Consider the following 26,369-nt stretch of genomic DNA (forward strand, 5'->3'; position numbering starts at 1 on the left):
TCTGGCCGTTCTGGTCGCGATAGGCGACGTGCTGTCCGTTCGGCGAGAAGGCCAGGTAGCCCTCGACGTTCGTGAACGGGGTCGCCCCGATCCGGCCGGTCACGTCGACCGTCACCCGCCGGCCGGCGTTGCCCTGCTTGACGACGAGCTTGCCGCTGCGGCCGGCCCACACCGGGCTGGTGCCGCCCATGCACGAGACGTTGCGCAGGATCGTCTTCGGGCTCTCACCGGTCAGGCCGCGGCCCACGATCAGGTCGCCGGTGGCGCCGCCGCCGTCCGAGACGACGTAGGCGATGTGGCCACGGTCGGGCGAGACGACCAGCCCGCAGGACTCGGTGCGCGCCTCGAACAGGGGGTCGGTCGTCCGGTCGGCGTTGAGCCGCTGGAGTTCCTTGTGGTCGAGGTAGATGAGCCGGTCGGGGACGGCCGGTCCGGGCGGGTCCGACCGAGGCGACGCGGGCGGCTTGCGCCGGCGCCACCAGGAGACCTGCAGGTGGTACATGGTGCGACGGGCGTACGCCTCGGCGTTGCCGGTGTCGGCCAGCCGCTTCCAGGACTGGTGGGTCTTGGCCAGCGCCGACTGCACCAGGTCTTCGGCGTGCTGCTGATCACCGGTCAACAGATAGGCCGAACGCAGCAGAGCGTGCGTCCGGGCGCGAACAAAACAGTCGAACTCCTCCTCGGCGGAAATCACCCGCGGGTTCCCCGTTCGGTCGTGGCGAAGGTGGCTGTGAAGCAATGTCGCCACCCAAGACGCTCACCCGGCCGCGATGGTTGCCGTCATCGACCGTCAGCAATCCGTCATGGCACGAATCGGGGAGATGGCAGCAGAATGGCCGGGCGATGAGCCCGGCCATTCAACAAAAGAAGCGCGAAGGAGTCGTCAGCCGTTGAGCAGCTGGCGGGCCATGACGATGCGCTGGACCTGGTTCGTGCCCTCGTAGATCTGGGTGATCTTGGCGTCGCGCATCATCCGCTCGACCGGGTAGTCGCGGGTGTAGCCGTAGCCGCCGAGGAGCTGGACGGCGTCGGTGGTGATCTCCATGGCGGCGTCGGAGGCGAAGCATTTGGCGGCCGCGCCGAAGTAGGTCAGGTCGGCGTCGCCGCGCTCGCTCTTGCCGGCCGCCGCGTAGGTCAGCTGGCGGGCCGCCTCGAGCTTCATGCCCATGTCGGCCAGCATGAACTGCACGCCCTGGAAGTCGGCCACCGGCTGGCCGAACTGCTTGCGCTCCTTGACGTACCCGAGGGCGAAGTCGAGCGCGCCCTGCGCGATGCCCAGCGCCTGCGCCGCGATCGTGACCCGGGTGTGGTCGAGGGTCTTCATCGCGGTGGCGAAGCCGGTGCCCTCGTCGCCGATCATCCGGTCGGCCGGGATCCGCACGTTGTCGAAGTAGACCTCGCAGGTCGGGCTGCCCTTGATGCCCAGTTTCTTCTCGGGCGCGCCGAAGCTGACACCTTCGTCGGCCTTCTCCACCACGAAGGCCGAGATGCCGCGGCTGCGGGCGGCCGGGTCGGTGACCGCGAACACCGTGTAGTACTCGGACACGCCGGCGTTGGTGATCCAGCGCTTCACTCCGTTGAGCACCCAGTGGTCGCCGTCGCGGACGGCCCGGGTGGTCATCGAGGCGGCGTCGCTGCCGGCCTCGGGCTCGGAGAGGCAGTACGAGAACATCGCCTCGCCGGCCGCGACCGGGCGCAGGTAACGGTCCTTGAGCTCGGGCGAGGCGGACAGCAGCAGCGGCATCGTGCCCAGCTTGTTCACCGCCGGGATCAGCGAGGACGAGGCGCAGGCCCGGGCCACCTCCTCGATCACGATGGCCGTGGCCAGGGCGTCGGCCCCGGCGCCGCCGTACTCCTCGGGGATGTGCGGGGCGTGGAAGTCGGCCGCCCGGAGCGCGTCGTAGCTGGCTTTCGGGAAGGTGGCCGTCTCGTCGGCCTCGGTGGCGTTCGGCGCCACCCGCGCGTCACACACCTCGCGCACCGCGGCGCGGATGATCTGGTGGTCCTCGGGCAGCTCATAGACGTCGAATTCGCTCATCCGCAATCCCCTCCAGGTGGTTCGCACCCCCATGTTACTGACGCGTAGGGTACGCCTGTCATCCGCCGTGAACGACGCATGAGAAGGTGAAGCACCCCGTCCGGCCCCGTCCGACTGGAGACCATCTCCGTGACGATCCCCTATCCGACCCAGCCGTCGCCCATGGCCTTCCCCGCCGTGCGGCCGCCGTCGGGCGCCCCCCGCCCCCGGCTCGCCTTCCTCGGCACCGGCTATCTCGGCGCGACCTACGCGATCTGCTTCGCCGAGCTCGGCTACGAAGTCCTGGGCTTCGACGTCGACGAGGTCAAGATAGCCAAACTGGCCGCCGGTCAGGTCCCGTTCCACGAGGCCGGCCTCGACGAGCTGCTGCGCGCCAACCTGGCCTCGGGCCGGCTGCGGTTCACCACGTCGTACGCGGAGGTGGCCGATTTCGCCGACGTGCACTTCATCTGCGTGGGCACCCCGCAGCGCGCGGACGGCATGGGCGCCGATCTCACGTACGTGGAGACCTCGGTGTCGAACCTGGCCAAGCACCTCAGCCGCCGGGCGCTGATCGTGGGCAAGAGCACCGTGCCCGTCGGCACCGCCGAGTGGGTGGAACAGCTGGTCGCGAAGCACACCGACCCGGCGCTCGAGGTCGAGGTGGCCTGGTCGCCCGAGTTCCTGCAGGAGGGCTTCGCGGTCGAGGACGTGCTGCGGCCGAACCGGATCGTGGTCGGCGTGAAGACCGACTGGGCCAACGGCATGCTCTACGCCGCTCACAAGGGCGTCTTCGACCTGGCTGCCACCGAGGACCGCGAGGTGCCGCTGGTGGTCACCGACTTCGCCACGGCCGAGCTGGTCAAGGTCGCGGCCAACGCGTTCCTGGCCACCAAGATCAGCTTCATCAACGCGATGGCCGAGGTCTGCGAGGTGGCCGGCGGCGATGTGACCCAGCTCTCCAAGGCGATCGGGTACGACCCCCGGATCGGCAACCGCTTCCTGCAGGCCGGCGTCGGCTTCGGTGGCGGCTGCCTGCCCAAGGACATCCGCGCGTTCCAGGCCCGGGCGCAGGAGCTGGGCGCCGGCGAGGCGCTGCGCTTCCTGCACGAGGTCGACCTGGTCAACCAGCGCCGCCGCACCCGGGTCATCCAGTTGGCGACCGAGCTGCTCGGGCGGCTGCCCGGCCCGGCCGGCCCCGATCTGGCCGGCACCCGCGTCGCGGTGCTCGGCGCGGCGTTCAAGCCGAACTCCGACGACGTCCGCGATTCGCCCAGCCTGGCCATCGCCGCGACGCTGGCCAAGGCCGGCGCCGACGTGCGCGTCTACGACCCGCAGGGTATGGCCAACGCCCGGCTCGCCATGCCGGCGCTGCACTACGAAGAGTCGATGTCCGCCGCGGTCACCGGCGCCGATCTGGTGTGTGTGCTGACCGAGTGGGCCGAGTTCCGCAACGCCGACCCGGTGACGCTGGGCGAACTGGCGGGAGCCAGGCGTGTCATCGACGGACGGAACTGTCTGGACGCTACGCTCTGGGTCCGGGCGGGCTGGGAGTACCGCGGGATGGGCCGGCCGAACCCGTCGGTTTGATGGGGTTGGCGCCTGTTTCCGGTGATCTCGTCCGCGGTGAGCCTGTTCTAATGAGGTGTCTAACCGGCATGCTCAAATAGGGGACAGGCCCCGCAGCGGTCGAGGAGGTCCCGTGGCGCAGGCGAACGAGCCCGACAGCTACGCCGACGAGCTTGCCCGCATCGATGCCTCGATCGCGGAACTGAAGATCCAGGACATGCGGGCCGCCAAGACGCGCGGCGAGATCGCCAGCAAGATCCAGGCGGCGCAGTTCCAGCGCGACATCCTGGCCCACGCGAATACCCAGAAGAAGGCCAAGGGTCCGAAGGCGCGTCGCCCGCGCCCGCCCGAGCCGGCAACGGCGCCGCCGCCTCCACCCCCGCCGCCGGGTGCGTCCGCGCCACCCTGGGCGGCGCCGGCCACGCCGGCCGGGCGCGGCGTGGCCACCGACGGCAACACGCTGCTGGTCGACGACCCGCCGCCGGTCGAGAAGCCGCCACCGCCGCGCCGCCCGCCCTCCGCGCCACCGCCGCCGGCCCACCAGCCCCACCCGCCCGAGGCCTCTTCCCAGTCGGTGCAGAACGTCCTGCTGGTGCTGGGCGCGCTGCTGATCGGCGTGGCGGCCGTCGTGTTCGCCACGGTCGCGGTCACCAACCCGGCCGCCCGGGCCGTCGTGCTCGCCCTGTTCACGACGATCGCGCTGGTCAGCGCCCCGTGGATCGCCAGGCGCGACCTGTCGTCGACCGCCGAGACGGTGTCCGCGGTCGGCCTGGTGCTGCTGCCGATGTCGCTCTACTCGCTGAGCGTGAACGTCAACAGCGCCGTCTTCCTCGGCGTCACGCTGCTGATCACGGCCGTGGCCGGCTTCCTCTACGCCGGGTTCACCCGGCTGAACGCGCCGCGGTACGCCACCATCATCGCCGTGCAGCCGGTTCCGCCGCTGCTCGCGTACCCCCTGATCGAAGGCCCGGCCGGCTGGGGCCTCGCGCTCGCCGCGGTGGCCCTCCTCGACCTGCTGCTGCTCACCACCGTGATCCGCACCGGACGGCTGGTCCCGCGCTGGCCGCTGCGGCGACCGGGCCCGGGCGACCGCGAGGGGATGGCCGAGGCGGACGCCCAGGAGGCCGGCCGGCGGGACTTCGACGAGCGCGACCTCGACCCCGAGCTCACCCCGGCCCGGCCCGAGACGGCGCCCGAGGAACCCGACCTGATCATCTCCGGACTGGCCGGCCGGCGGCGGCGCTGGCTGCCGACCCGGATCTTCCCCGGCCCGCGTCCGGCCGGCGCCCCCGCGGCCGGCACCGTCCCGCTGCGGCCGCCGGTCTCCCCGCCGTCCGCCGACTGGCTGCGCGAGCTGACCTTCGCGCTGCTCTGCGCGGCGGTGGCCGGCTCGCTGCTGTACGCGGGCGGCGCGCTGATCGGCGCCGACGCGGTCTACCACGCCGTACGCTCCGGTCTGCTCCTGGTGCTCGCCGCGTCGATCGCGTACGCCGCCGCCTGGATGCTGAAGAACATCACCGCCCGCAACATCGCCGGCGCCGTCCTCACCCTGGCCGTCATCGGGGCCAGCGCCCGGATCGCCGCGGTCGCCGACCCGGGCTGGACGCTGATGGTCGCCGCCGCCGCGGTCGCCTGCACCGGCGCCGTGGTCGGCCTGATGCCGGCCGAGGACCGGCGCGGCCCGCAACTTGCCTCGGCCGCCGCGCTCACCCTGATCGGCCTGCTCGTCGCGGTCGACGCGCTGCGGGCGGCGCTGGCCCCGGTGCAGGCGGCGCGGCCGGTCTGGAACGCCGACACCGCCGCGTACGCCGGGCGCCTGGCCGAGGCCGCCGGCCCGTCCGGCTGGCTGCTCGCGGTCAGCGCGCTGCTGCTCACCATCGCCGCCGCGCTGGCCCTTCCGGCGGAATACCGGCACGAGGGCGCCGTCGTCGGCGTGGCGCTGACCGCGCTGGCCGTACCCGCATCTTTCGGGCTGCCCTGGTCGACCGCGCCGTGGCCGCTGGTCATCGCCGCGATCGGCATCGGCGGCTACGGCATGCGGGCGCCGTCGCTGCGGGCGGCCTACTTCCACGTCGGCGCGGCCGGGGTGGTCGGCCTCTTCGGGGCGGGCGCCGCGCTGAGCGCGACCTGGCTGACCGCGGCCGTGCTGACCGCGATCGCCGGCGCCGGGGTGATGGTGGCGATCGCCGCCCGCCAGATCCCGGCCAAGATCTACAGCTGGGTGATCGGCGACTGGGCGTCCGGCGCGGCCGCGCTGGCCCTGCCCGGGGCCGCGGTCATCGCCGTGCTCGCCGTCGCCGACCAGGGCGGGGGACCGCCGCCCACCGAGGACGTCACGGTGCCGGCGCTGGCCGTCGGTTTCCTCGCGGTGGCCGGCACGCTCACCTACGCCGCGGTGTTCCAGGTGGCCCGCCGCGAGATCAGCCTCCCGCTGACCGCCGGGGCCGGCCTGGGCGCGGTCGCGATGGCGCTGGCCGCGCTGCTGTCACCGGGCGCCACCGCGCCGGACATCTGGGTCGGCGCCCTCCTGCTCGCCTCGGCCGGTCTGCTCTTCTTCGCCAAGTCGCTGGACAACGGCCGCCGCGCCGACCGGATGCTGGACGGCCCGGACATCGCCGCCGCGGGCGCCACGGTCGCGATCTGCGGCGCGCTCGCCCGGGTCGCCGCGCTCGCGTTCCCGAACGCGCCGCTGGTGGTCGCCGGGATCGTGATTCTCGCGGTGGCTCTGGGCGTACGCGCGCTGCCGGACGACTGGCGCCGCGGCCCGGTCCGGGGTCTCGCCGTGGCCGGCCTGGTCGTCGGGCTGATCGCCGCCTGGCTGGCCCTGAGCGCCGGGCTGCGCATCCTCGCCGCGCCCGGCTCGATCTGGTCGGCCGACCTGAGCGGTTACCCGGGCAACGTGCCCGAGATGGCCTGGCAGGCGCCGCTCGCGCTGCTGTTCGTGGCCATCGCCGCGGCGGCCGCGCTCCCGCCGCCCTTCTCCTACGACGTGGGCGCGGTCTGCGCGACGCTGGCCACGATCGGCGCGCCGGCGGCCTTCGGCCTGCCCTGGTGGTCACCCTTGCTGGTCGGCGGCGCGGTGATGCTGGGGTACGCGGTGGCCGCCGTCACCGCCTGGGACCCGCGAGCCGCGTACGCCCGAACCGCGGTTGCCGTTGTCGTGGCCCTGCACTTCACCGCGGTCGGCCTGGCCCGGCCGTGGTCGACCGCGATGGCCATGCTGCTGATCGTGCTGACCGGCCTGCTCGTCGCGGTCTTCAGCCGCACCGGCGGCCCGGCCTTCCCGCCCGCCCAGGAGACCGACGCCGACGCCACCATGCAGGCCCGGGACGACACCGGCATGCCACGGCACCGGGCGCTGATCGGCGGCGCGGCCACCCTCGGGGTGCTGCTCGCGCTGCCCGGCATCTTCGCCGCCCTGGCCGCCGGCGGGGGGCGCAACGCCGAGATCGTGCTGACCGCCGCGCTGGCCGCCTCGGCGCTCAGCCTGGCCGTGGTCTGCGCGACCGGCAAGTGGATACCGCAGTACCTGCCCTGGGCCACGTTCGGCCTGGTGGCCGGGGCCACGGTGACCGCGATCGCCTCCATCCCGTCCGACTACCCGACGGCCCTCTACGCCGCCGCGGCCGCCCTGCTCGGGGTGATCTCCGAGCTGATGCGCGGCGCCACCCAGGCGCCCGGCCTGACCATCTCGCCCGACCGCTACTGGGTCGAGCGCCGCCGCTGGACCGAACTGCGCCCGAGCGGCCTGCGCGGCCGCTGGCTGGTCGACCCGGCCACCGGCGCGGTCATCGTCGCCATCGTGCCCACCCTGCTCGCCCTGGTCTCCCTGGGCCCGGCCCTGGCCGGCGCCCTGACCGACCCGTTCGCCCAGCTCTCGGCCATCTGGCAGGGCCCGGTGGCGGAACTGACCACACCGGCGGCCGGGGTCGACGGCACCAGCGTGCTGGCGGCCCTGCTGCTGACCGTGGCGGCGGCGCTGGCCGCGCTCGGCTTCGGCGGCAAGGCGGCCGAGTCGGTGCCGGTGATCCTGCCCGGCCTGGCGATCACCCTGCTGGTGGCGCCGATCGGTCTCGACCTGGCCTGGCCGGCCTCGACCAGCGCGGCGCTGGTGGTGTTCACGGTGGCGATGCTGGGCCTGGCGCTCACCCCGCCGCCGGTCGCCACCCGCGCCCCGCTGCTGCGGGCCACCCGCGTCGCGGTCTTCGTGATCGGTCTGATGGCCGGGGGCGCCGGCCTCGCCGGCAGCCTGGCCACCAAGCCGCTGACGCTGTTCACGCTCGGCGCCGCGGTGGGCGTCGGCCTGGTGGCGGCGCTCGCCGGGCGTTCCGCCCACGCCCGCATCCTGGGCTGGCTGTTCACCGTGTCGATGGGCCAGGGCTTCGTGCTGACCGCGGCGGCGGCGGCCGGCCTCGAGCGGGCCTGGGCGTCGTTCGGCGTGCTGGCGGTGGGTGCCGGCCTGCTCATGCTCGAGGCGTCGATGCCCCGCCTGGGGCTGCCGCAATATCGGCGCGAGGCGCTGACCGTCGAGTGGAGCGGCTACGCGTCGGCCGTCCTGGCCGGCCTGCTGGCCTTCGACTCGCCGGAACACCTGGCCGCGTTGTTCGCCGCCTGGGGCGCGGTGCTCGGCCTGACCGCGACCCGGCCCGACCGCTCGCACCGCCAGCGGCGCAACCTGTTCTGGCTGGCGGTCATCTTCGAGGTGGTCGGCTGGTGGCTGTTCATGACACTGTCCGACGTGGTGCTGCCCGAGGCGTACACCCTGCCGTTCGCCGCCCTGGCCCTGGTGGTGGGCATCATCGAGGCCCGCAACCGCCCCGACCTGAGCAGCTGGTCGGCCTACGGCCCGGCGCTGCTGGCCGCCTTCGTCCCCACGGTCGGCATCGTCCTGACCACCGACGGCGGCGCCCTGCGCGAGGTCCTGCTCCTCTGCGGCGCGGTCGGCACCCTGATCGTCGGCGCCCAGTTCAAGCAGCAGGCCCCGGTGGTCGTCGGCGGCGCGGTCACGGTCATCGCGGCCGTCCACTTCGCGACGACCCTGGTCGGCGCGTGGGGCCCATGGCTGATCCTGGTGCCCCTGGGCGCCGTCCTGCTGGTGCTGGGCGCCACCAACGAGTCCCGCCGCCGAACCCAGGAGCGGGTGCGCGGCGCCCTGACCCGAATGCGCTGACCGGCGTCACCGGCGGCGGGGGCGCGCCGAGAGATAGTGGTGCCACAGGAGACGCGCGGGCCACGCGTTCTGGCGGCGTAGGGCAGTCAGCCGATAGGTGCTCGACGTCCACCCCTTCAGAGTTGCATCTTGCGCAGGGCTCGGACGCTGGTCTCCAGGCACAGGCCGTAAGCGCAGAAGAAGGAGCGCTCGAAGCCCTTCTCCAGGCGGCCGGTGTCCCGGTGTTCCGACATGGCCACGAAGTTTTCCACGTCGGCCCAGACCAGAGGCCTGTAGGACGCCGTCTCGGGCGGCAGGTGCTCGTCGCCCTTCTCGACCCAGACCACCGCGTTGAACATGGTCAGGCTCTCGGTTCGCGGGCGCCCGTCCTCGTGTTCACCGATGACGCTGATGCCCTGGGCGGCGCTCAGCGACTCCACATGGAAGCCGATCTCGGCGCGCTCCTGCCGGTCGGCCAGACCTAGCTTGCGGCTGAAGATGTTGGCCACCTCGTCCCGGAGGTCGGCCCGAGTGGCGGCTGACGTCTGTCGCCCGGTCCGCAGCGCGCGCAGCCAGTGCCGGGCGATCGCGTGCGGCACCCGCCGGGTCGGCACGCTGGCCACGTTCTGGTGGTAGCGGTTCGACCCGGGATCGCGTACGCCGACCACGATCTCGGGCCGGTTCGTAGCGTGCCGTAGCACGGTGAGCGCGAGCACCGGCTGATAGACCACGAGCGGCCGGTAGAGCCCGGGCAGCAGCCGTGCCCCGCCCCAGGTCGCCGGGCCGGGCGCCGATACACCGAACCGCCACCATGTCCCTGGAGCACCGGCAGTCATCATCGTCGCGCCACCCCCAACCTCTCCAACAGGTCGATCAGGAATCCGTTGGTCCTGGCCGCGGCCAGGAAGCCGTTGAGCTGGTCGCTTTCGGCGATGTCCTCGATGCCGACCACCTCGCTGTCGCCGGCGTCGAAGAGCACGTCCAACTCGGTCGTCGGACCGGCCGGCTCCAATTCGAGAATGAAGAGTTTCGGAGCGATCGCAGCACGGCGTTGACCGTTCTTGTCCGGTTTGCGAACCAGCCTCAGCTCCGACGGCAGCTTCACCTCCCTCAGCCGCTCGGGCTCGACGACCAGCCCGAACATCGCGAGTTCTCGCGCCGCGGAGATCTGGAAGGCCAGGTCGGGGATCACGCCGCCGGCGGGCGACAAGAACGTGTCGGTGTCCAAGGTGGCCGCCAGCGCGCCGCGGGTGGAGCGCCCTCGTTCCCGCGCCAGACCCAGTCGCTTCGCGCGCGCGGCATCGATGTCGGAGTCATCGACCGGATTACTGAACAGGGAGACCATGCCGCGGTCGTGCCGGGAGCTCGGTCGCTTGTACACGACCACCCGCCGGCCGACGCCGTAGTGCTTGCGGGGGCAACGCGCCGTAGCCAGCACCAGGGAGACGGCGAGTCCTTCGTTCTCGGCCACGTCCTCTTCCTCGTCTATTCCCTGCGCGAAGTAGCGAGTGAAGGTCGGGTCGGGCGAGTTGTTGTCGAACCGGCACAGCGCTTCGTTGGTGCGCAGGTGTTCACGCCCGGCCAGCAGGTGCTCGACATGTGCTCGAAGGCGTCCGATCGTCTCGGTGTCGGCCGCCGTCACCACGGGCAACCGGCTTCCCTCGATCCGCATCGCTCCTCGGGGACCGACGACAGGAACTGAGGGCCAGAACGCCGTCTGAGTGCCCGTGCGGGTGTCGGCTGTGACGATCGAGCAGGTCACCTCGTCTGATTCGTACACCTGGAACGCTCCGGCATGGCCGCTTCGCCAAGCCTGGAGTGCGGCGAGGCGCTTGATCTGCTGCTCCCAGAAGCCCCAGAGCGGACTGCCGCCGAACAACACACGCTCACGCTCGAAGGTGGGGAACACGACACGGATCTCACGAGCGTCGAGCCGCATCGCCTCGGCGTCCTTGTCGAACAGGATGCCGAAAACATTGAGATCATCGGCGACGACGATGGTCACCGACTCCAGCGCAGGCGTTTGCAGTAGTTCCCGCACGACATGATCACGCTGATTGCCGGTGTCCCCAGTGGCCTCGTGCAGTTGCGCGACCAGGTCGGCGAGCTTGTCCAGATCAAGAGCTTGGTCAAGGCTTCTTGCCTCATCCAGGGTGACGTCCCGCTCGCCTTTCTCGATCCGGATGATCAAGAATCGATTGGAACCGAGCATCGAACCGAGTTCGGCTTGACTGATGTTGCGGTCTCGGCGGGTGCTCCGGATGAGATCGCGAATCTCGGTGCGTAGCCGGCTGGCGTGGAGATCCGGGCCGTCCGCCTCGGGCATTGTCTGGCCCCCGCTCCTGTGCTGTTGTGCAGGACTTCCGCACATTTGCCCATGCTAGCGCAAACCAAGCCCTTCGGGTCTTGCCAAACGTTCAGGATTGACTGATGTGCGAATGAGCACCACACTCTGCACATGGGGCGCGGCTGCGCATGGATGCGCTGATGCGACGCACTGAGGCGGGTGACCGATGTGTCCGAGGACCTATTCAAGATCCTCTTTGCGACAATGCCGTGGGCGAGCCTGATCAGTGCCATCAGTGTCGTGCTGGTGAAGTTCTTCGGCGTCCTGCCCGTGCTCTTGAAGGAGCGGAACAGAAGATTCGTGCTGAAGGCGTTTGTCGCGGGCAAATTGCGCGATGAGAGTTCAGGACGCCTGGCGATCACATTGGTGATCAGCGAGCCGCCGGTTGTTCGATCCGATGCGGACGACTCCACTGCCGCTCGAGGCCAGGAAGCGGATCCGGACGGCATTGAGTAGCTACGGCACCGGATTGAGAGGAAGCCTTGAGGCTCTCGTCAACGCCGATCTCCGCGCAGCGATGGACTGCTCGCCGGGCGGACCGAGGTCCACGCCTTGCTGCCGGCCCGGACCAGCTGGCCACCGAACTTCTCGCGGCTGGTCTCACCGAGGACGAGATCGAGCTGATCGTGGCGGCCGACCCGCGGGTCCGGCACGGCGAGCCGAACGGTCACCTGTCCGACGTGACCAGGGGGCTGAGCCTGGCGGAGACCGTCGAAACGATCCTCCGGTACGTGCCGCCGGTTTTCGGGAGCGCCAACGGCCACGCCGACGGTGTGACGCTGGCGCTGCTGGACAGCGTGTTTCGGCACCAGCCTCTTGAACTGTCCAGCGTGACGCGGCCGTGGGCCGCCCTCATCACGCCGGACGACGCCGATCGGCTGGCAGGGCGGAAGGCGCTGGCCGGAGGCGAGGTGGCGGTGCTGGTTCCGGCCGGTGGCACCGGTGGCCGGTTCGGCGGGTACGACTTGCCGGAGCACGACCCCCGGCGGCAGAAGGCGCTGACCAAGGTGCTGCGGCTGGCCGGCCGGCCGGTGAGCGCGCTGGACATCCGGATGGCCAACGTCCGCCACTGGGACGCCCGGATGCCGGTCGCGGTGATGGGCTCGGCCACCGGGGCCGACGCCCTGCACGCCTGGTGGGACGGGCTGGACGAGCCGTACCGGAGCTCGACGCATCTATTCCGGCAGCACGGCGTCTATCGGGTGGACCGGGACCTGCTGGCCGGCGACCCGCGGCGGTGGGTGGACGCGATCGTCCGGGACGAGCGGGGTGTGCCGAGCCGGAAACCACACGGGAGCATGGGCCTGTTCACCGCGTCGATCATCTCCGGGCTGTTCGACCGGTGGGCCGACGCCGGCGTCAAGTATCTGGTCATGGCCAACGCCGATGATGTGCTGTTCCGGCTCGACCCGGGGACGATCGGCCATCTCGAGCGCCATGCGACGGTTGATGCGGTGGTGCATGCCGTGCCGTGGGCGTACTCGGCGGGTGAGGGTGAAGGGACCGTTCGCGCGGACGCGGAGGGCTGGTCGTCGGATCAGCGGGGGCGTCCGCTCGCCGCGACGAGCTCCGGCGGAGCTCCGGCGGTACGACCGCGGTGGCGCCCTGCGGATCCGGGGCGGCCGGCTCGCCGTGGCCGAAGGCGCCTGGGTCGCCGACGCGATGTACAGCACCAACCGCCTCTACCTGCGGGTGGACGCCGTCAAGAGGTTGCTGGGCGGTAGCGACCGGGTGGCGGCGATCCGGCGGATGATCGCCGAGCTGCCGGTGTATGCCGAGGACAAGACGGTGCTGGTGGACGGGGCGCCTCGGCCGGTGCGGCAGCTCGGGCAGCCGCTCAACGGGCTGCTCTACCTGCTGGGCCGGTGTGATGTGCGGCTCGGGTCGCGGCTGGATCGTGACGGGTACTCGCCGCTCAAGGTGCCCGAGGATGTGCGGTTCGCGCAGCTGGAGCTGGATCGGCGCGGGGCGGGGGACGAACTGAAGTTGCCCTGAAGTCGTTGAGTCGGGTGGGCCGGTGCCGATTCTTCGGCCGTGAGCCTGGTCAGCGGGTGGTGGCGTAGCGCCTGGAAGGTGCTGCGGGATCCTGGCGTGGCCGGGACGCTCGGGTTCGCGTTGCTCGCCTCGCTGGTGCCGCTGGTCGATGTCGGGGACACCGTCTTCAAGCTCCGGTTCATCTGGGGTGCGCAGGTGCCCCTGGATGTGCTGCTCGGGTGGTTCTGCCTGCGGGCGGCTCGGGTGCCGGGGGTCGATCGGATCGTCCGGAGCTACATGCTCACGCTGTCGGGGACCGCGGTCGCGTTCCTGATCGGGGACGGTTACCAGTTCGTGCGGTCGATCGGGTGGCCGGTGGTGGCCGAGATCAACGGCGGTGTGGTGCCGACCGTCATGTACCTGGCCGGTTGTTCGCTGGTGGTCGGGCGGATGCTCAGCCACAAGTCGCCGGGCGGCTCGCGCGGCGAACGGCTCCGGTTCTACCTGGACGCCCTCGCCGTGCTGCTCGGCGGCGGCGTGATGGCCTGGTGTTTCAGTCTCAACTCGCAGAGCGTGGCCGGGCTGGAGCTGATCAGCACGCTGATCGCGGCCAGCGTGCTGCTGCTGGCCGCGTTCGCCGCGGTGCGGATGGTGCTCAGCGGGACGGCGCCGATGACCAAGGGCGGCTCGATCCCGATGATCGTGGCCGCCGGCCTGCTGGCGCTCACCACCGCGGTGCCGATCCTCGGATCCGACGGCCGGCTGCATCCGGTGCTGATGGCGCTGCGGATCCTGGCGGCGGCGCTGTTCGCGGTCGGTCCCCGGGTGCAGGAACTGCAGACGAGGGTACGGCCGGACTTCCGCCGGGAGCACCGGCGCCGGCCGTACAACGTGCTGCCGTACCTGGCCGTCGCCGCGACCTTCGCCACCTTCCTCGCCGTGATGCCGCGCGACCTGGGCTACCGGGCGTGGGGCGGGGTGGTCGGTGTGATCGCGGTGACCGCGATCGTGGTGATCCGGCAGCTGCTCGCCTTCCTGGACAACTTCGACCTGATCAACAAGCTCGACGCCACCCTGCTCGACCTGCGCGGCCACCAGGCGATGCTGCACGAGCAGGCCACCCGGGACGGCCTGACCCGGCTGGCCAACCGGACCTCGTTCGCCGAGGCGGTGGCGGCCGACCTGGCCGACCCCCGTGCCGTGGCCCGCGGGCTGGCCGTCCTGCTGATCGACCTGGATGACTTCAAGGCGGTCAACGACACCCTCGGCCACGGTGTCGGCGACGGGTTGCTGACCACGGTCGCCGATCGGCTGCGCAACGCGGTCCGGGCCGAGGACCTGGTGTCCCGGCTGGGCGGCGACGAGTTCGCGGTGCTGCTGCGCGGGGTGAGCGAGCCGGAGGCGGCCGCGATGGCCGACCGGATCCTGGCCGACGTGGTGCAGCCCGCCCGGGTCGACGGCCACATGCTCGTGGTCAAGGCCAGCATCGGGGTCGCGCCGGCCGCGCCCGGTGATGACGCCGAGGGCCTGATGCGCAACGCGGACATCGCGATGTACGCGGCCAAGGACGCCGGCAAGGGCGGCATCCAGCAGTACGCGGCCGACATGGGCGCCCGCATCATGGAGACGGTCGAGCTCGGCACCCGGTTGCGGGAGGCGGTCGGCACCGACCAGTTCGGCCTGGTCTACCAGCCGGTGGTGGAGATGGCCACCGGCCGCGTGACCGGCGCGGAGGCGCTGGTCCGGTGGCATCCGCCGGGCCGGGACGAGATCTCGCCGGCCGAGTTCATCCCGACCGCGGAGCGTACGGGCGAGATCGTGCGCCTGGGCCGGTGGATCCTGCGCGAGGCGTGCCGCCAGCTCGCCGAGTGGCGGCGGGACCATCCGGCGGCCCGGGACCTGGCCATGGCCGTGAACGTGGCCGGCCGCCAGCTCCAGGCGCCCGGCTTCGTCGACGAGGTGGCGGCGTTGCTGGCCGAGCACGACATCCCGCCCGACCGCCTGGTCATCGAGATCACCGAGTCGGCGACGCTGGACGAGCCGATGGTCCTGGCCGCGCTGCACGGCCTCCGCGGGCTCGGCCTCGACCTGGCCCTGGACGACTTCGGCACCGCCGCGTCGTCGCTGGGCCTGCTGCTCACCTGCCCGATGTCCGGTCTCAAGCTGGACCGGTCGTTCGTCGAGCGGCTGGGCATCGACTCCCGGCCGACCGCGGTGGCGACCGCGGTCAGCCAGATCGCCCGGGCCCTCGACCTGACCACGGTGGCCGAGGGCGTGGAGTCGACGGAGCAGGCGGAGGTGCTGCGCGACCTGGGCTATCGGCGGGCCCAGGGCTTCCTCTACTCGCCGCCGCTGGAGCCGTCCGCGTTCGCCGCCGGCTGGAGGGTCTCCTCGACCGTCAGCTGATCGGGGAAGACCGGCACCAGGTCGCCGGCCACCCAGAGCGGCAGCTGGTCGGCGAAGTGCTGGTCGCCCGGCCGGCCCGAGGCGCCGAACGGCACCACCCACCGCGACGCCGACCGATCAGACAGGTCCCACACGTACCGCGCGACCGACCCCTTCCAGCAGGCATCGGTCACGCCCACCATGCTCGAGGTGGAGCGCACGCAGTCGTTGTCGCCGGGCAGCGGTACGACCTGGTCGAGCGCGGTCTCCGGAACGACGACAACTGGTGTGAGCACGTGCGTCTCACCCCAGGGCCGTGCTGAAAGGCCGGCGAGGGCGGCGACGGCGATCTCGTCGGTGAGCAGGGTCGGCAGGGCTCGCCCGACCCGCTGGTAGGGGTCGAGCCACGGCGCGAACAGCGGGTCGTACCCGGTCTCGGTCAGCAACGCCGGCAGCGACGCCACGATCAGCCGGGTCGCCGCGTGCCGCCACGCGGCGAAGAGGCCCGCGTCGAGCGAATCGGCGTCCATCCGCCGGTCCCAGTCGAGCAGCCGGCGGGCCGCGGGGTGGGCGGACACCCGGGCGAGCACGTCGAAGAGCCGGGGGTCGGCCAGCACATCGGTGTGGATCTCGGCCGGTGGCGTCGCGGCCAGGAGCAGCGCGGCGATGCGGTCGGCCCGGGCCGGCGGCGCGAAGTCGTTGCCCAGTTCGGCCGTGTCGCCGGGGCGCGCGTCGTTGGCGTTGACCACCACCTCGCGAACCGACCGGGGGAGCGGGGCGTAACCCTGCCATTCGTACCGCGGCTCCCAGGCCGGCACCGGCACCTGCCGCACCCGATCGTCGCGCAGCGGCACCTTCCCGGCGACGAAGCTGACCAGCGTGCCGCCGGAGTCCATGGCGATCACCGAGTTGACCGGCTCGACCCAGCCCGCCAGCGCGGCCACCACGTCGTCGACCGTCTTGGCCCGGAGCAGCGGCAGCAGCGCGCCGAAGCCGAGGTCGAACTCGACCCGGGCCGGCACCCGCAGCGCCAGGTCGCGGTCGATGATCGGACCGCGGGGCGTCTCGATCACCTCGACCTCGACGGCGGGCTCATCGCGTACCGCAATGGTCTCGACGTGCCGCGACACCTCCTCCCACCCGGAGGCCGACCGGGCCTGCACCGAGCCGGCCGACCGGCGCAGCTCCTCCTGGTAGAGGTCCTGGTAGTCGGACATCGCGTTGGTGATCGCCCAGGCCACCGACCCGGCGTGGCCGAAGTGGGGCACCCCCGGGACGCCCGGGAAGGCGAAACCGGCCACGTCGAACTCCGGGCAGGTCAGCCGCACCTGCTGGTAGACGCCGGGTAGTTCGAGGATCCGGTGCGGGTCGCCGGCGATGTACGAGCCGGCGACGGCCCACGCGTTGCTGCCGGACGACGGATCACCGACGACCGGGAGCGAGCCGATCGTGGACTCGACGTGGGCCCGCCACATCTTGCTGGGGAACGTGCCGAAGAGGATGTGCTGCACCAGGAAGATGCCCAGCGGAGTCCAGGGTCGCCACGGCGACGGGCGCACGCCGTACGCCACGAACTCCGGCGCCTCGGCCGCCGGCAGCTCGCTGTTCACACCGTCCACGTAGGACCGGAGCCACTGCTTCGTGGTGTCGTCGAGCTTCTCGAACGAGCGCCGGGCGGTGTCGTCCAGGCGTACCCGGCGGGCGAAGCGGTCCCACCCCACCTCGGCCGCGCCGATCCACTCGGCCAAGCGCCCCTCGGATCTCCGCCGCTCGACCTCGATCTGCCACGCCCGATCACGCGCGGCCGCTCGGCCCTGAAGAAACGCCAGGTCGAGCACGGAGTCGGCGACGAGGTGTGGGATACCCCATTCGTCGCGGTTGATGAAGCTCGTCATGGTCCTCTTGCTTGTCGAGATGGTTAGGTTACCCTCACCTAAGCAACGGTCGCTGGGGAGGGTGGCGTGAAGAAAGGTTGGGAAGGTCTTGTCATCAAGGCCTTCGGCGGGCGTGACTTCCGGTTGACCGTACTCGGCGCCGAGTCCGTCAACGACCACTATCACCGCCTGCACATCGACGGCGGTGACCTCCTCCAGGCCTGCGACGTGCACCCGACGATGTGGCTCCGGCTCTGGTTCGAGCTCGACGGCAAGCCCCATCAGCGGGCGTTCACGCTGGTCGACCCCGACCCGTCGACCGGGCGGTTCCATCTCGAGTTCGTGCTGCACGACAGCACCGCGGCCGGGTGGGCGCGGGCCGCGAAGCCGGGCGACACGATCGAGGCGACCCTGCTGGGCAGCGACTGGAAGCTGCCCGACCCGAGCCCGGCCCATCTCCTCGTGGTCGGCGACGCCACCGCGATCCCGGCCGTCAACAGCATCTTCGACGCGTCCGCGGAGCTGCCGGCCACGGTCTGGCTGGAGTACGCCAACGACGACGAGAAGTCCCTGCCGCTGCGCAACCGTCCGGACCAGGCGGTCACCTGGGTGCCGCGCGAGCGCGACGGGCAGCTGCTCGTCGAGACCGTGACCGCCGAGCTGCCGCGCCGCGACGACGCGTTCTACTGGGTGGCCTGCGAGGCGGGCAGCACCCGGGCGATCGCCAAGCACATCCGGCGCGACCTGGCGGTCGACAAGCACCGGGTCAGGTCGCTGGCCTACTGGACGGCCGCTCGATGAGGAACCTGGGCTAGCCCGACGCGGCACGGCCACCGGCGCCCGTGCCACCACCGTCCACAATCGACCATTGAGGACCCGCCATGAGTATCCCGGGTGATCCCCGCGACCATCTGCTCACCAACGGCTCGGCCGACGTCTATCGAGAGGTAGTGGTTCAGGGCGTCGACCGGGTGGCGTACCGCGTGGCCGGCACCACGGCGCCGTTCACCGGCGTCACGCCGGAGGAACTGACGGCCGACGTGGCCGGCGTCGACCTGGACCGTCCCCTCGGCAGTCCGGCCGCGGCCCTGGACGAGCTGGAGAACGTCTACCTGCGCGACGCGGTGTACTTCCACCACCCGCGGTACCTGGCCCACCTGAACTGCCCGGTGGTGATCCCGGCGCTGCTCGGCGAGGCGGTGCTGAGCGCGGTCAACTCCTCGCTGGACACCTGGGACCAGAGCGCCGGCGGCACGCTGATCGAGCGGCGGCTGATCGACTGGACGGCCGGCCGGATCGGGTTCGGCCCGGCCGCGGACGGTGTCTTCACCAGCGGCGGCACCCAGTCGAACCTGCACGCCCTGCTCCTGGCCCGCGAAGAGGCCCGGGGAGAGGCCCGCGAAGAGGCTCGGGGAGAGGCCCGGGAAGCGGCCCGGGGAAAGGCCGGCCCGGGCCGGAAGAGGATCATCGCATCCGCCGCCGCTCACTTCAGCGTGCAGAAGGCGGCCAAGCTGCTCGGCCTGGACGCGGACGCGGTGATCGTGGTGCCCACCGACGACCAGCGCCGGATGTCGGTCAGCGCGCTGGCCGGTGAACTGGTCCGCTGCCACCGGCGCGGTGACACCGTGATGGCCGTGGTGGCCACCGCCGGCACCACCGACTTCGGCACCATCGACCCGCTGCCACGCATCGCCGACCTGTGCGAGACCTTCAAGACCTGGCTGCACGTCGACGCCGCGTACGGCTGCGGCCTGCTCGCCTCGCCCACCCGGCGGCACCTGCTGGCCGGCATCGAACGGGCCGACTCGGTGACCGTCGACTACCACAAGTCGTTCTTCCAGCCGGTCAGCAGCAGCGCCCTGCTGGTCCGGGACGGCGCCACCCTGCGGCACGCCACCTACTACGCCGACTACCTGAACCCGAAGCGGATGGCCGAGGCGCGCATCCCGAACCAGGTCGACAAGAGCCTGCAGACCACTCGCCGGTTCGACGCGCTGAAGCTCTGGATGACGCTGCGGATCATGGGCGCGGACGCGATCGGCGCGCTCTTCGACGAGGTCGTCGACCGGGCCGCCGAGGCGTACGAGCTGCTGGCCGAGGACCCGCGCTTCGAGGTGGTCACCCGGTCCGACCTGAGCACGGTGGTGTTCCGCTACCTGCCCGCCGACTCCGACCGGGCCGACCTGGTCAACCTGTACGCCCGGGAGGCGCTCGCCGCCTCCGGCGAGGCGCTCATCGCCGGCACCACCGTGGACGGCCGCCAGTTCCTCAAGTTCACCCTGCTCAATCCGCTGACCACCAGGGAAGACATCGAGTACGTGCTGGAGCGGATCGCCGAGCACGCCGCCAGCCGGACGACGCCGGTCCTGCTCGGCTGAAGGGAGCATCCATGTACGACTTCATCGCGATCGGGCTGGGCCCGTACAACCTGGGCCTGGCCTGCCTGACCGCGCCGATCGAAGACCTGGATGGGCTGTTCCTGGAGGCCCGCACCGACGTGAGCTGGCACCCGGGCATGATGCTGGACGGCACCCGGCTCCAGACGCCGTTCCTGGCCGACCTGGTCACCCTGGCCGACCCGACCTCGCCGTACTCCTTCCTGAGCTACCTCAAGGAGTCCGGCCGGATGTACTCGTTCTACATCCGGGAGAGCTTCTACCCGCTGCGCGGCGAGTTCAGCGACTACTGCCGATGGGCCGCGGCCAAGCTGCCCAACCTGCGCTTCGGGCAGCGCGTCACGGAGATCACCCACGACGGTCAGGGCTATCGGGTACGGGTGGGAAGCACCGAACACCGCGCGCGCCGGCTGGTCCTCGGCACGGGCACCCCGCCGTACGTACCCGAGCCTCTCCGCGGCCTGGACGGCGACCTGCTGCACAATTCGTCCTACCTGGACCACCGTCAGGCCTTGCGCTCCAAGCGCAGCATCACGGTGCTCGGCAGTGGGCAGAGCGCCGCCGAGATCTACGCCGACCTGCTCGGTGACATCGGCGCCTACGGCTATCGGCTGAACTGGGTGACCCGGTCGCCGCGGTTCTTCCCGCTGGAATACACCAAGCTCACGCTCGAGATGACCTCCCCGGACTACATCGACTACTTCCACGCCCTGCCCGAGCAGCGCCGCTACGAGCTCGAGGCCGGGCAGAAGGGGTTGTACAAGGGGATCAACGCCGACCTGATCAACGACATCTACGACACCCTCTACGCGAAAAGCATCGAGGGGCCGGTGCCGACCCGGCTGCTCACCAATTCCGAGCTGCTGACCGCCGCCTATGCCGATGGCGTCTACACGCTCGGATTGCGGCATGTCGAGCAGGACCGGGACTATTCGCTGGACACCGAGGGACTGGTGCTGGCCACCGGCTACAAATACGACGTGCCGGCGTTCCTGGCGCCGATCCGCGACCGGATCCGCTGGGACGGGCACGGCCGGTTCGATGTGGCCCGCAACTACTCGATCGACCACGACGGCCGGGAGATCTTCCTGCAGAACGCGGCCACCCACGCGCACAGCCTGACCTCGCCCGACCTGGGCATGGGCGCCTACCGGAACTCGTGGATCATCCGCGAGATGCTCGGCCGGGAGGTCTATCCGATCGAGAAGAGCATCGCTTTCCAGGAATTCGGGGTTGCCTCATGAGTTCCTATGCCCGCGCTGACGAGAATCTCGGCACCTTCTCGTTGCGGCCGCTTTCCCTGGAGGCCGATGTCGAGCTGCTGCATTCGTGGGTCACGCATCCCAAGGCGGCGTACTGGATGATGCTCGACTCGTCGGTCGATGACGTCGCCACCGAATACCGCCGCATCGCCGACGATCCCCATCACGATGCCTTCCTCGGTTTCCGGGACGGGACGCCGGCTTTCCTGGCCGAACGTTATGACCCGCGGTTCGTGGAACTGCCGGGACTGTTCGACGCGGCCGACGGGGACGTCGGGATGCATTTCCTCTGCGCGCCGGCCTCGCAACCGCTGCACGGCTTCACCCTCGGTGTGATCACCACGGTGATGGCCTGGCTCTTCGACGATCCGGCGGTGCGTCGCGTCGTGGTCGAGCCCGACGTCGGCAACACCGCGGTGCACGCGCTCAACGCCGCGGTCGGCTTCGAGGTGGTCCGCGAGATTCAGAAACCGGAGAAGAAGGCCTTGCTGAGTACGTGCACCCGCGAACAATTCCTGACCCGGATCGGAGCGGCGGCGTGATCTCACATCTGCACCAAGAAGCCTGGGAAGAGGTGAACCGCCGCCTCATCGCCAAGGCGATCGCCGAGTTCACCCACGAGAGACTGTTCACCCCTCGCTACGCCAACGGCCGGTTCGAGATCGTGGCCGGCCCGGTGGTCTACCGCTTCGCCGCGACGCACGGCCCGCTCGACCACTGGACCGTCGACCCCGGGTCGATCGTGCGTCACCCGGCGGCCGTGCCCGACGCCTTGCAGTTCGTGCTGGACACGCGGGAGGCGCTGGAGATCAGTGACGCCGTGCTCCCGGTCTACCTCGAAGAGCTGAGCTCCAGCCTGGCCGGCATGGCCTTCAAGGACGCCAAGCCCGACATCCCGGTCGCCGAGCTGGTCGACGCCGGCTTCCAGACGATCGAGACGTCGATGACCGAGGGGCACCCGTGCTTCGTCGCCAACAACGGGCGGCTCGGCTTCGGCCTCGAGGACTACCACCGGTACGCGCCGGAGGCCGCGCGGCCGGTCCGGCTGGTCTGGCTCGCGGCGCATCGCGACCACTCGACGTTCACCTCGTGCGAGGACACGTCCTACGCCGACCTGCTGGCGCCCGAGCTCGCCTTCTTCGCCGGCGATCTTCCCGACGACTACCACCTGTTCCCGGTGCATCCGTGGCAGTGGGACAACAAACTGTCCGTCACCTTCGCCGCGGAGCTCGCCACCGGCCGGCTCATCCACCTCGGCGAAGGTCCGGACGAGCATCTGGCCCAGCAGTCGATCCGCACCTTCTTCAACCTGTCCCAGCCGGCGCGGCCCTACGTCAAGACGGCGATCAGCGTGCTCAACATGGGTTTCACGCGCGGGCTGTCGGCGGCCTACATGGCGGCCACGCCGGCCATCAACGACTGGCTGGCCGGCCTGATCTCCTCGGACGAGGTGCTCAAGGGAACCGGCCTGACGATCCTGCGGGAGCAGGCCGCCATCGGGTACCACCCGGCCGCCTACGAGGCCGCGACCGATCGCTACTCCCCGTACCGGAAAATGCTTGCCGCTCTGTGGCGGGAGAGCCCGGTCACCGGCCTCGAGCCCGGGCGTCGCCTCGCCACCATGGCCTCGCTGCTGCACGTCGACCGGGCCGGCGGCTCGTTCGCGGCCGAGCTGGTGCGGCGCAGCGGGCTCGACCCGGCGGTCTGGCTGCGGCGCTACCTGGACGCCTATCTGACGCCGTTGCTGCACAGCATCTACGCGTACGACCTGGCGTTCATGCCGCACGGCGAGAACGTGATCATGGTCCTGAAGGACCACGCGGTCGAGCGGGTGATCTTCAAGGACATCGCCGAGGAGATCGTGGTGATGTCCGACTTCACCGAGGTGCCGGAATCCGCCGCCCGGATCCGGGCCGACGTTCCCTACGAGATGCGGATGCTGTCGATCTACACCGACGTGTTCGACTGCTTCTTCCGCTTCCTCGCCGTACGCCTCGAACCGGTCCTGCCGACCGACGACTTCTGGCGGGTGGTGTCCGAGTGCGTCGCCGACTACCTGGCGACGGTGCCGCACCTGGCCGATCGCTACGACATCTTCCAGCCCGAGTTCGCGCTGTCCTGCCTCAACCGGCTCCAGCTGCGCAACAACCAGCAGATGGTCAACCTGGCCGACCCGTCGGAGGCGCTCCAGCTGATCGGGACGTTGCGCAACCCGCTCGCGTTTTCTAACGCAAGTCGTTGATCTTGGTGCGGACGTCGTCAGCCTCGTCGTGGCCCAGCTCGGTGAGGATGTCGAGCGCGCGCTGCCAGGCCTTCCGGGCCGCGGGCACGTCGCCGGCGGCGCGGTGGGTCTCGCCGAGCCGGGTCAGCGTGTCCGCCTCGAAGTAGCGGTCGCCGAGGTCACGGACCACCGCGAGGGTCTGCTCGTACCGGTCCACGGCCTCGGCGTACCGGCCCAGGTGGTGGTTGGCGAAGCCGAGGCTGTCCAGGCTGGACGCCTCGCCCCAGCGGTCGCCGATCGCGCGGTGGATCGTCCGGGCCCGCTCGCAGGTCTCCAGCGCCGCCTCGTGCTCGCCGACCAGGCACTGGTCCCAGCCCACCGAGTTCAACGCGTCGGCCATGCCCTGCCGGTTGCCGGCCTCCTCGAACAACGCGAGCGCCAGCCGGTCCTGATCGAGCGCGCCCCGCAGATCGCCGTGCGCCTCGCTCACCCAGCTCAGGGCGCGGTGGGCGTGCGCCTGGCCGATCGCGTCCCCGCGTTCCTCGAAGAGCGCGAGGGCCCGGCCGAGGTGGTTCTCGGCGTCCGCGTGCCGCTTCAGGCGGTTGTCCACCCGGCCCAGGTTGAGGTACGCGTGAGCGGCCGCGTTCGTGTCCTCGGGGTGGTCGACGGCCACCTGCCACGCGTGCACGCGGTCGTGCCACAGGCCGTTGAAGTGCAGGAAGTTGTCCAGGCACCAGGCCAGCTGCCACGCCTCGCGCCGGTGGCCGGTCTCGGCGGCGCGGGCCTGCAGCGACAGCAGGACGCGATGTTCCTGCTCGAACCAGTCCTTCGGCGGTGTGCCCTCATGCACCTTGTCGATCGGGAACGTGATCGGGTCGCGGACCGGGTCGAGCTGCTTGTCGGCCGCGTAGGCGATGGCGAGGTAGTGGTCGAGCAGGCGGGCCAGGACCTGCTGTTCGGTCTCGCCCTTGGTCTCGCCGTCGCCCTCGATCTCACTGAATTCACCCTGCTCCCCGGCGATCTCGCTCGGCGCGGCCGGCTCCGTGGCGGTCTCGCTGAGTTCGGCGGCGTAGGCGCTCAACAGGTCGTGCAGGATGTAGCGGCCCGGGCGGTGCTCGGTGGTGAGGCTCGCCGCGGACAATTCGGTCAGCAGCGGCTGGGCGTCGCCCATGATCAGCGCGTCGGCGGCGGCCACCGAGATGTCCGGGCCCGGATGCAGGCCCAGGAGCCGGAAGAGCCGCGCCGCCGGCCGGCTCAACGCCCGGTAGGACCAGGAGAACACCACCCGGACCTGGGTCAGCGGGTCGCCGGCGTCCAAGGTGTCCCACGGCTGCTGTTCCAGCTCGTCGATCAGGCTCCGCAGCGGCGCCCCCGACTGCAACGCCCGGGCGGCGGCGATGCTCAAGGCCAGCGGAAGGCGGGCGCACCGCTCGATGATGCGGTCGACCGCCTCCGGCTCGGCGGCCACCCGCTCCTTGCCGAGCCGGCGCTCGAGCAGCCCCCGCGCCTCGTCGGCGGTCATCAGGTCGAGCGTCACCGGGGTGGCGCCCTCGGCCGCGACCAGCGACGTCAGCCAGTTGCGGCTGGTCACCACCGTGAACGTGGACGACGCGCCGGGCAGCAGCGGGCGCACCTGCTCGGGGTCGCGAGCGTTGTCGAGCAGCACCAGCATCCGCCGCCCGGCCAGCAGGCTGCGGTAGAGGGCGGCCATCGAGGCGCGGTCGTCCGGAATCTGCTCGGCCTTCGTACCCAGCGCCCCCAAGAACTGCCGCAGCGCCACGGTCGGGTCGAGCGCCTGCCCACCCGGGTCGAAGCCGTTCAGGTTCACGTAGAGCTGACCGTCCGGGAACCGCTCGGCCACCCGCTGCGCCCAGTACACGGCCAAGGCGGTCTTCCCGATGCCCGCCGTACCGGAGATGGCCGAGATGACCGCGGTCCGGGCCGGTTCGTCGATCATGGAGTCGAGGGTCGCGAGAGCGGTTTCCCGGCCCGTGAAACCGGCCACCGGGGTCGGCAGCTGGCGGATCGGTGCCCGGGTCTCGGTCGCGGCCCCGCCGGCCTGCAGCGTCGCCACATGGATCTTCTGCAGTTCGGCGCCCGGGTCGGCGCCCAGCTCGTCACGCAGCCGCACCTTGAGCTCGGCGAAACCCGCCAACGCCTCCGCCGTACGCCCGGTCGCCGCCAGCACCCGCATCAGCGCCGCCGCCAGCGGCTCGGCCAGCGGATATTCGTCCAACAGGGCCCGGATCCCCGGCACCACCGAGGCATCGTTGCCCGCCGCCGACGCCCAGGCCACCGCGGCGTCCAGCCGCTGCTGACGCCACGTCACCCGGACGTTGTCGGCCCAGCGCCCCCGGATGCCCGCCAGCGGCTCACCGCGCCACAGGTCGAGCGCTTCCCGCAACTCGGCCGTCGAGGCCGGCAAGGTGGTCAGGCGGCGGAACCGGTGCAGGTCGATCGCGTCCGGATCAAGGTCGAGGACATAGCCGGCCGGGCGGCGTACCAGCGGATTCGCGGTGTCTTCGGTCTGCAGCGCGGCCCGCAGCCGGGTGATGTGGGAATAGAGCACACTCTGGGCGCCCTTCGGCGGTTCGTCATCCCAGACCCGGTCGATCAGGGTGGCCGCGGACACGGGCCGACCCAGATCGACGGCAAGCGCCGCCAGCACCGCGCGTGACTGCGGGCGCCGCATCTCGACAGGCTCACCCGCGATCACGATCTCGACCGCGCCCAGGAGCCGAACCTCCAGCATCGGGCCGAGTCTACTGAGGCCGGTCGGCGTCAAGAAAACGGCAAGGCTCAACGAACACCCTGGACGGGCCGACACCCGACCCCCAGGGGCCCAGGTTCACCGGCCCGGTCCCCCGTTCCGGGCCCCGGACCAGGGCCCCCGGTTGCGGGGGAGGCCGGTGGCTGGCGGGCCACCGGCCTGACGTCGTGCGGGCGTCCCGGCCTTCGACCGGTCGGTTCCGCGGTCGCGATCGGGCGACGTGACCGCGGGACCGGCTGCCGCTCTAACAGATTGGTGGGGTGATCGGCCATGCTGTGGGGCGGAGATGTCACAGACACCGGCTGGTCATGGGGCGTCGTCCGAATCCGTTGGGGCCTCGTCTGGGGCAGCCGGGTGGGCCCACCGATCCGTTCTTGGGCCGACTGGCGCTAGCCGGCCTCTTTG

General features: G+C 71.2%; 16 protein-coding genes and 1 pseudogene. 11 read left to right on the plus strand and 6 right to left on the minus strand.

From position 1 onward, the window contains the following. Positions 1–463 precede the first annotated feature (463 nt). Positions 464–694, minus strand: a pseudogene (locus AB0M54_RS24115) (sigma factor); the annotation flags it as partial. A 189-nt stretch (positions 695–883) separates the two neighbouring features. Beyond that, a complete protein-coding gene (locus tag AB0M54_RS24120; RefSeq protein ID WP_364318854.1) occupies positions 884–2,038 on the minus strand; it encodes an acyl-CoA dehydrogenase family protein in 1,155 nt (384 codons plus the stop codon). A 129-nt stretch (positions 2,039–2,167) separates the two neighbouring features. Between AB0M54_RS24120 and AB0M54_RS24125 the strand changes: the two genes are divergently transcribed. Both AB0M54_RS24125 and AB0M54_RS24130 read left to right on the plus strand, forming a co-directional pair. Next, a complete protein-coding gene (locus AB0M54_RS24125; protein ID WP_364473810.1) occupies positions 2,168–3,607 on the plus strand; it encodes a UDP-glucose/GDP-mannose dehydrogenase family protein in 1,440 nt (479 codons plus the stop codon). A gap of 112 nt (positions 3,608–3,719) precedes the next feature. Further along, entirely contained in the window at positions 3,720–8,756 is a 5,037-nt protein-coding gene (locus AB0M54_RS24130) for a hypothetical protein (RefSeq protein ID WP_364473812.1), read from the plus strand. Between the two features lie 116 nt (positions 8,757–8,872). On the opposite strand, the gene AB0M54_RS24135 is transcribed toward AB0M54_RS24130, so the two are convergent. Then, a complete protein-coding gene (locus AB0M54_RS24135; RefSeq protein WP_364473813.1) occupies positions 8,873–9,574 on the minus strand; it encodes a hypothetical protein in 702 nt (233 codons plus the stop codon). Next, positions 9,571–11,061 carry a helix-turn-helix transcriptional regulator gene (locus tag AB0M54_RS24140; protein WP_364473815.1) on the minus strand — a complete coding sequence of 497 codons (1,491 nt, stop codon included), beginning with the start codon at positions 11,059–11,061 and terminating at the stop codon, positions 9,571–9,573. Before AB0M54_RS24140 ends, AB0M54_RS24135 begins: the two co-directional genes overlap by 4 nt. A 180-nt stretch (positions 11,062–11,241) precedes the next feature. Here AB0M54_RS24140 and AB0M54_RS24145 point away from each other — a divergent pair, with 180 nt between their 5' ends. The 4 genes from AB0M54_RS24145 to AB0M54_RS24160 are packed head-to-tail and all read left to right on the plus strand — an operon-like array spanning position 11,242 to position 15,462. Further along, positions 11,242–11,538 (plus strand): hypothetical protein, encoded by a 297-nt coding sequence (locus tag AB0M54_RS24145; protein WP_364318860.1) that lies wholly within the window; start codon positions 11,242–11,244, stop codon positions 11,536–11,538. Between the two features lie 26 nt (positions 11,539–11,564). Then, positions 11,565–12,806, plus strand: a complete 1,242-nt coding sequence (locus AB0M54_RS24150) for a hypothetical protein (protein ID WP_364473817.1) — start codon at positions 11,565–11,567, stop codon at positions 12,804–12,806. Continuing rightward, positions 12,745–13,077 (plus strand): hypothetical protein, encoded by a 333-nt coding sequence (locus tag AB0M54_RS24155; RefSeq protein WP_364473819.1) that lies wholly within the window; start codon positions 12,745–12,747, stop codon positions 13,075–13,077. The genes AB0M54_RS24150 and AB0M54_RS24155 overlap by 62 nt, the downstream gene beginning before the upstream one ends. A 39-nt stretch (positions 13,078–13,116) precedes the next feature. Next, the gene (locus tag AB0M54_RS24160) at positions 13,117–15,462 is read left to right on the plus strand and encodes an EAL domain-containing protein (protein ID WP_364473821.1); all 2,346 of its coding nucleotides are present in this window, start codon (positions 13,117–13,119) and stop codon (positions 15,460–15,462) included. On the opposite strand, the gene AB0M54_RS24165 is transcribed toward AB0M54_RS24160, so the two are convergent. Then, the gene (locus AB0M54_RS24165) at positions 15,396–17,336 is read right to left on the minus strand and encodes a penicillin acylase family protein (RefSeq protein ID WP_364473822.1); all 1,941 of its coding nucleotides are present in this window, start codon (positions 17,334–17,336) and stop codon (positions 15,396–15,398) included. The two genes, AB0M54_RS24160 and AB0M54_RS24165, sit on opposite strands and share 67 nt — an antisense overlap. Positions 17,337–17,402: 66 nt before the next feature. On the opposite strand from AB0M54_RS24165, the gene AB0M54_RS24170 reads away from it, so the two are divergent. The 5 genes from AB0M54_RS24170 to AB0M54_RS24190 all read left to right on the plus strand — a co-directional run bounded on the left by AB0M54_RS24170 (position 17,403) and on the right by AB0M54_RS24190 (position 23,215). After that, a complete protein-coding gene (locus AB0M54_RS24170) occupies positions 17,403–18,116 on the plus strand; it encodes a siderophore-interacting protein (RefSeq protein WP_364318870.1) in 714 nt (237 codons plus the stop codon). A gap of 80 nt (positions 18,117–18,196) precedes the next feature. Continuing rightward, positions 18,197–19,693, plus strand: a complete 1,497-nt coding sequence (locus AB0M54_RS24175) for an aspartate aminotransferase family protein (RefSeq protein ID WP_364318872.1) — start codon at positions 18,197–18,199, stop codon at positions 19,691–19,693. Between the two features lie 11 nt (positions 19,694–19,704). Then, positions 19,705–20,955, plus strand: a complete 1,251-nt coding sequence (locus AB0M54_RS24180) for a SidA/IucD/PvdA family monooxygenase (protein WP_364473824.1) — start codon at positions 19,705–19,707, stop codon at positions 20,953–20,955. Continuing rightward, positions 20,952–21,515 (plus strand): GNAT family N-acetyltransferase, encoded by a 564-nt coding sequence (locus AB0M54_RS24185; protein ID WP_364473826.1) that lies wholly within the window; start codon positions 20,952–20,954, stop codon positions 21,513–21,515. The genes AB0M54_RS24180 and AB0M54_RS24185 overlap by 4 nt, the downstream gene beginning before the upstream one ends. Then, positions 21,512–23,215: an IucA/IucC family protein gene (locus AB0M54_RS24190; protein ID WP_364473828.1), complete on the plus strand. Its 1,704-nt coding sequence runs from the start codon at positions 21,512–21,514 to the stop codon at positions 23,213–23,215. Before AB0M54_RS24185 ends, AB0M54_RS24190 begins: the two co-directional genes overlap by 4 nt. Here the strand turns inward: AB0M54_RS24190 and AB0M54_RS24195 are convergent. Further along, positions 23,199–25,946, minus strand: a complete 2,748-nt coding sequence (locus AB0M54_RS24195; RefSeq protein WP_364473830.1) for a tetratricopeptide repeat protein — start codon at positions 25,944–25,946, stop codon at positions 23,199–23,201. The two genes, AB0M54_RS24190 and AB0M54_RS24195, sit on opposite strands and share 17 nt — an antisense overlap. Positions 25,947–26,369: the final 423 nt, after the last annotated feature.

Source organism: Actinoplanes sp. NPDC051470 (assembly GCF_040682035.1).
In the GTDB taxonomy this organism is placed as follows: Bacteria; Actinomycetota; Actinomycetes; order Mycobacteriales; family Micromonosporaceae; genus Actinoplanes.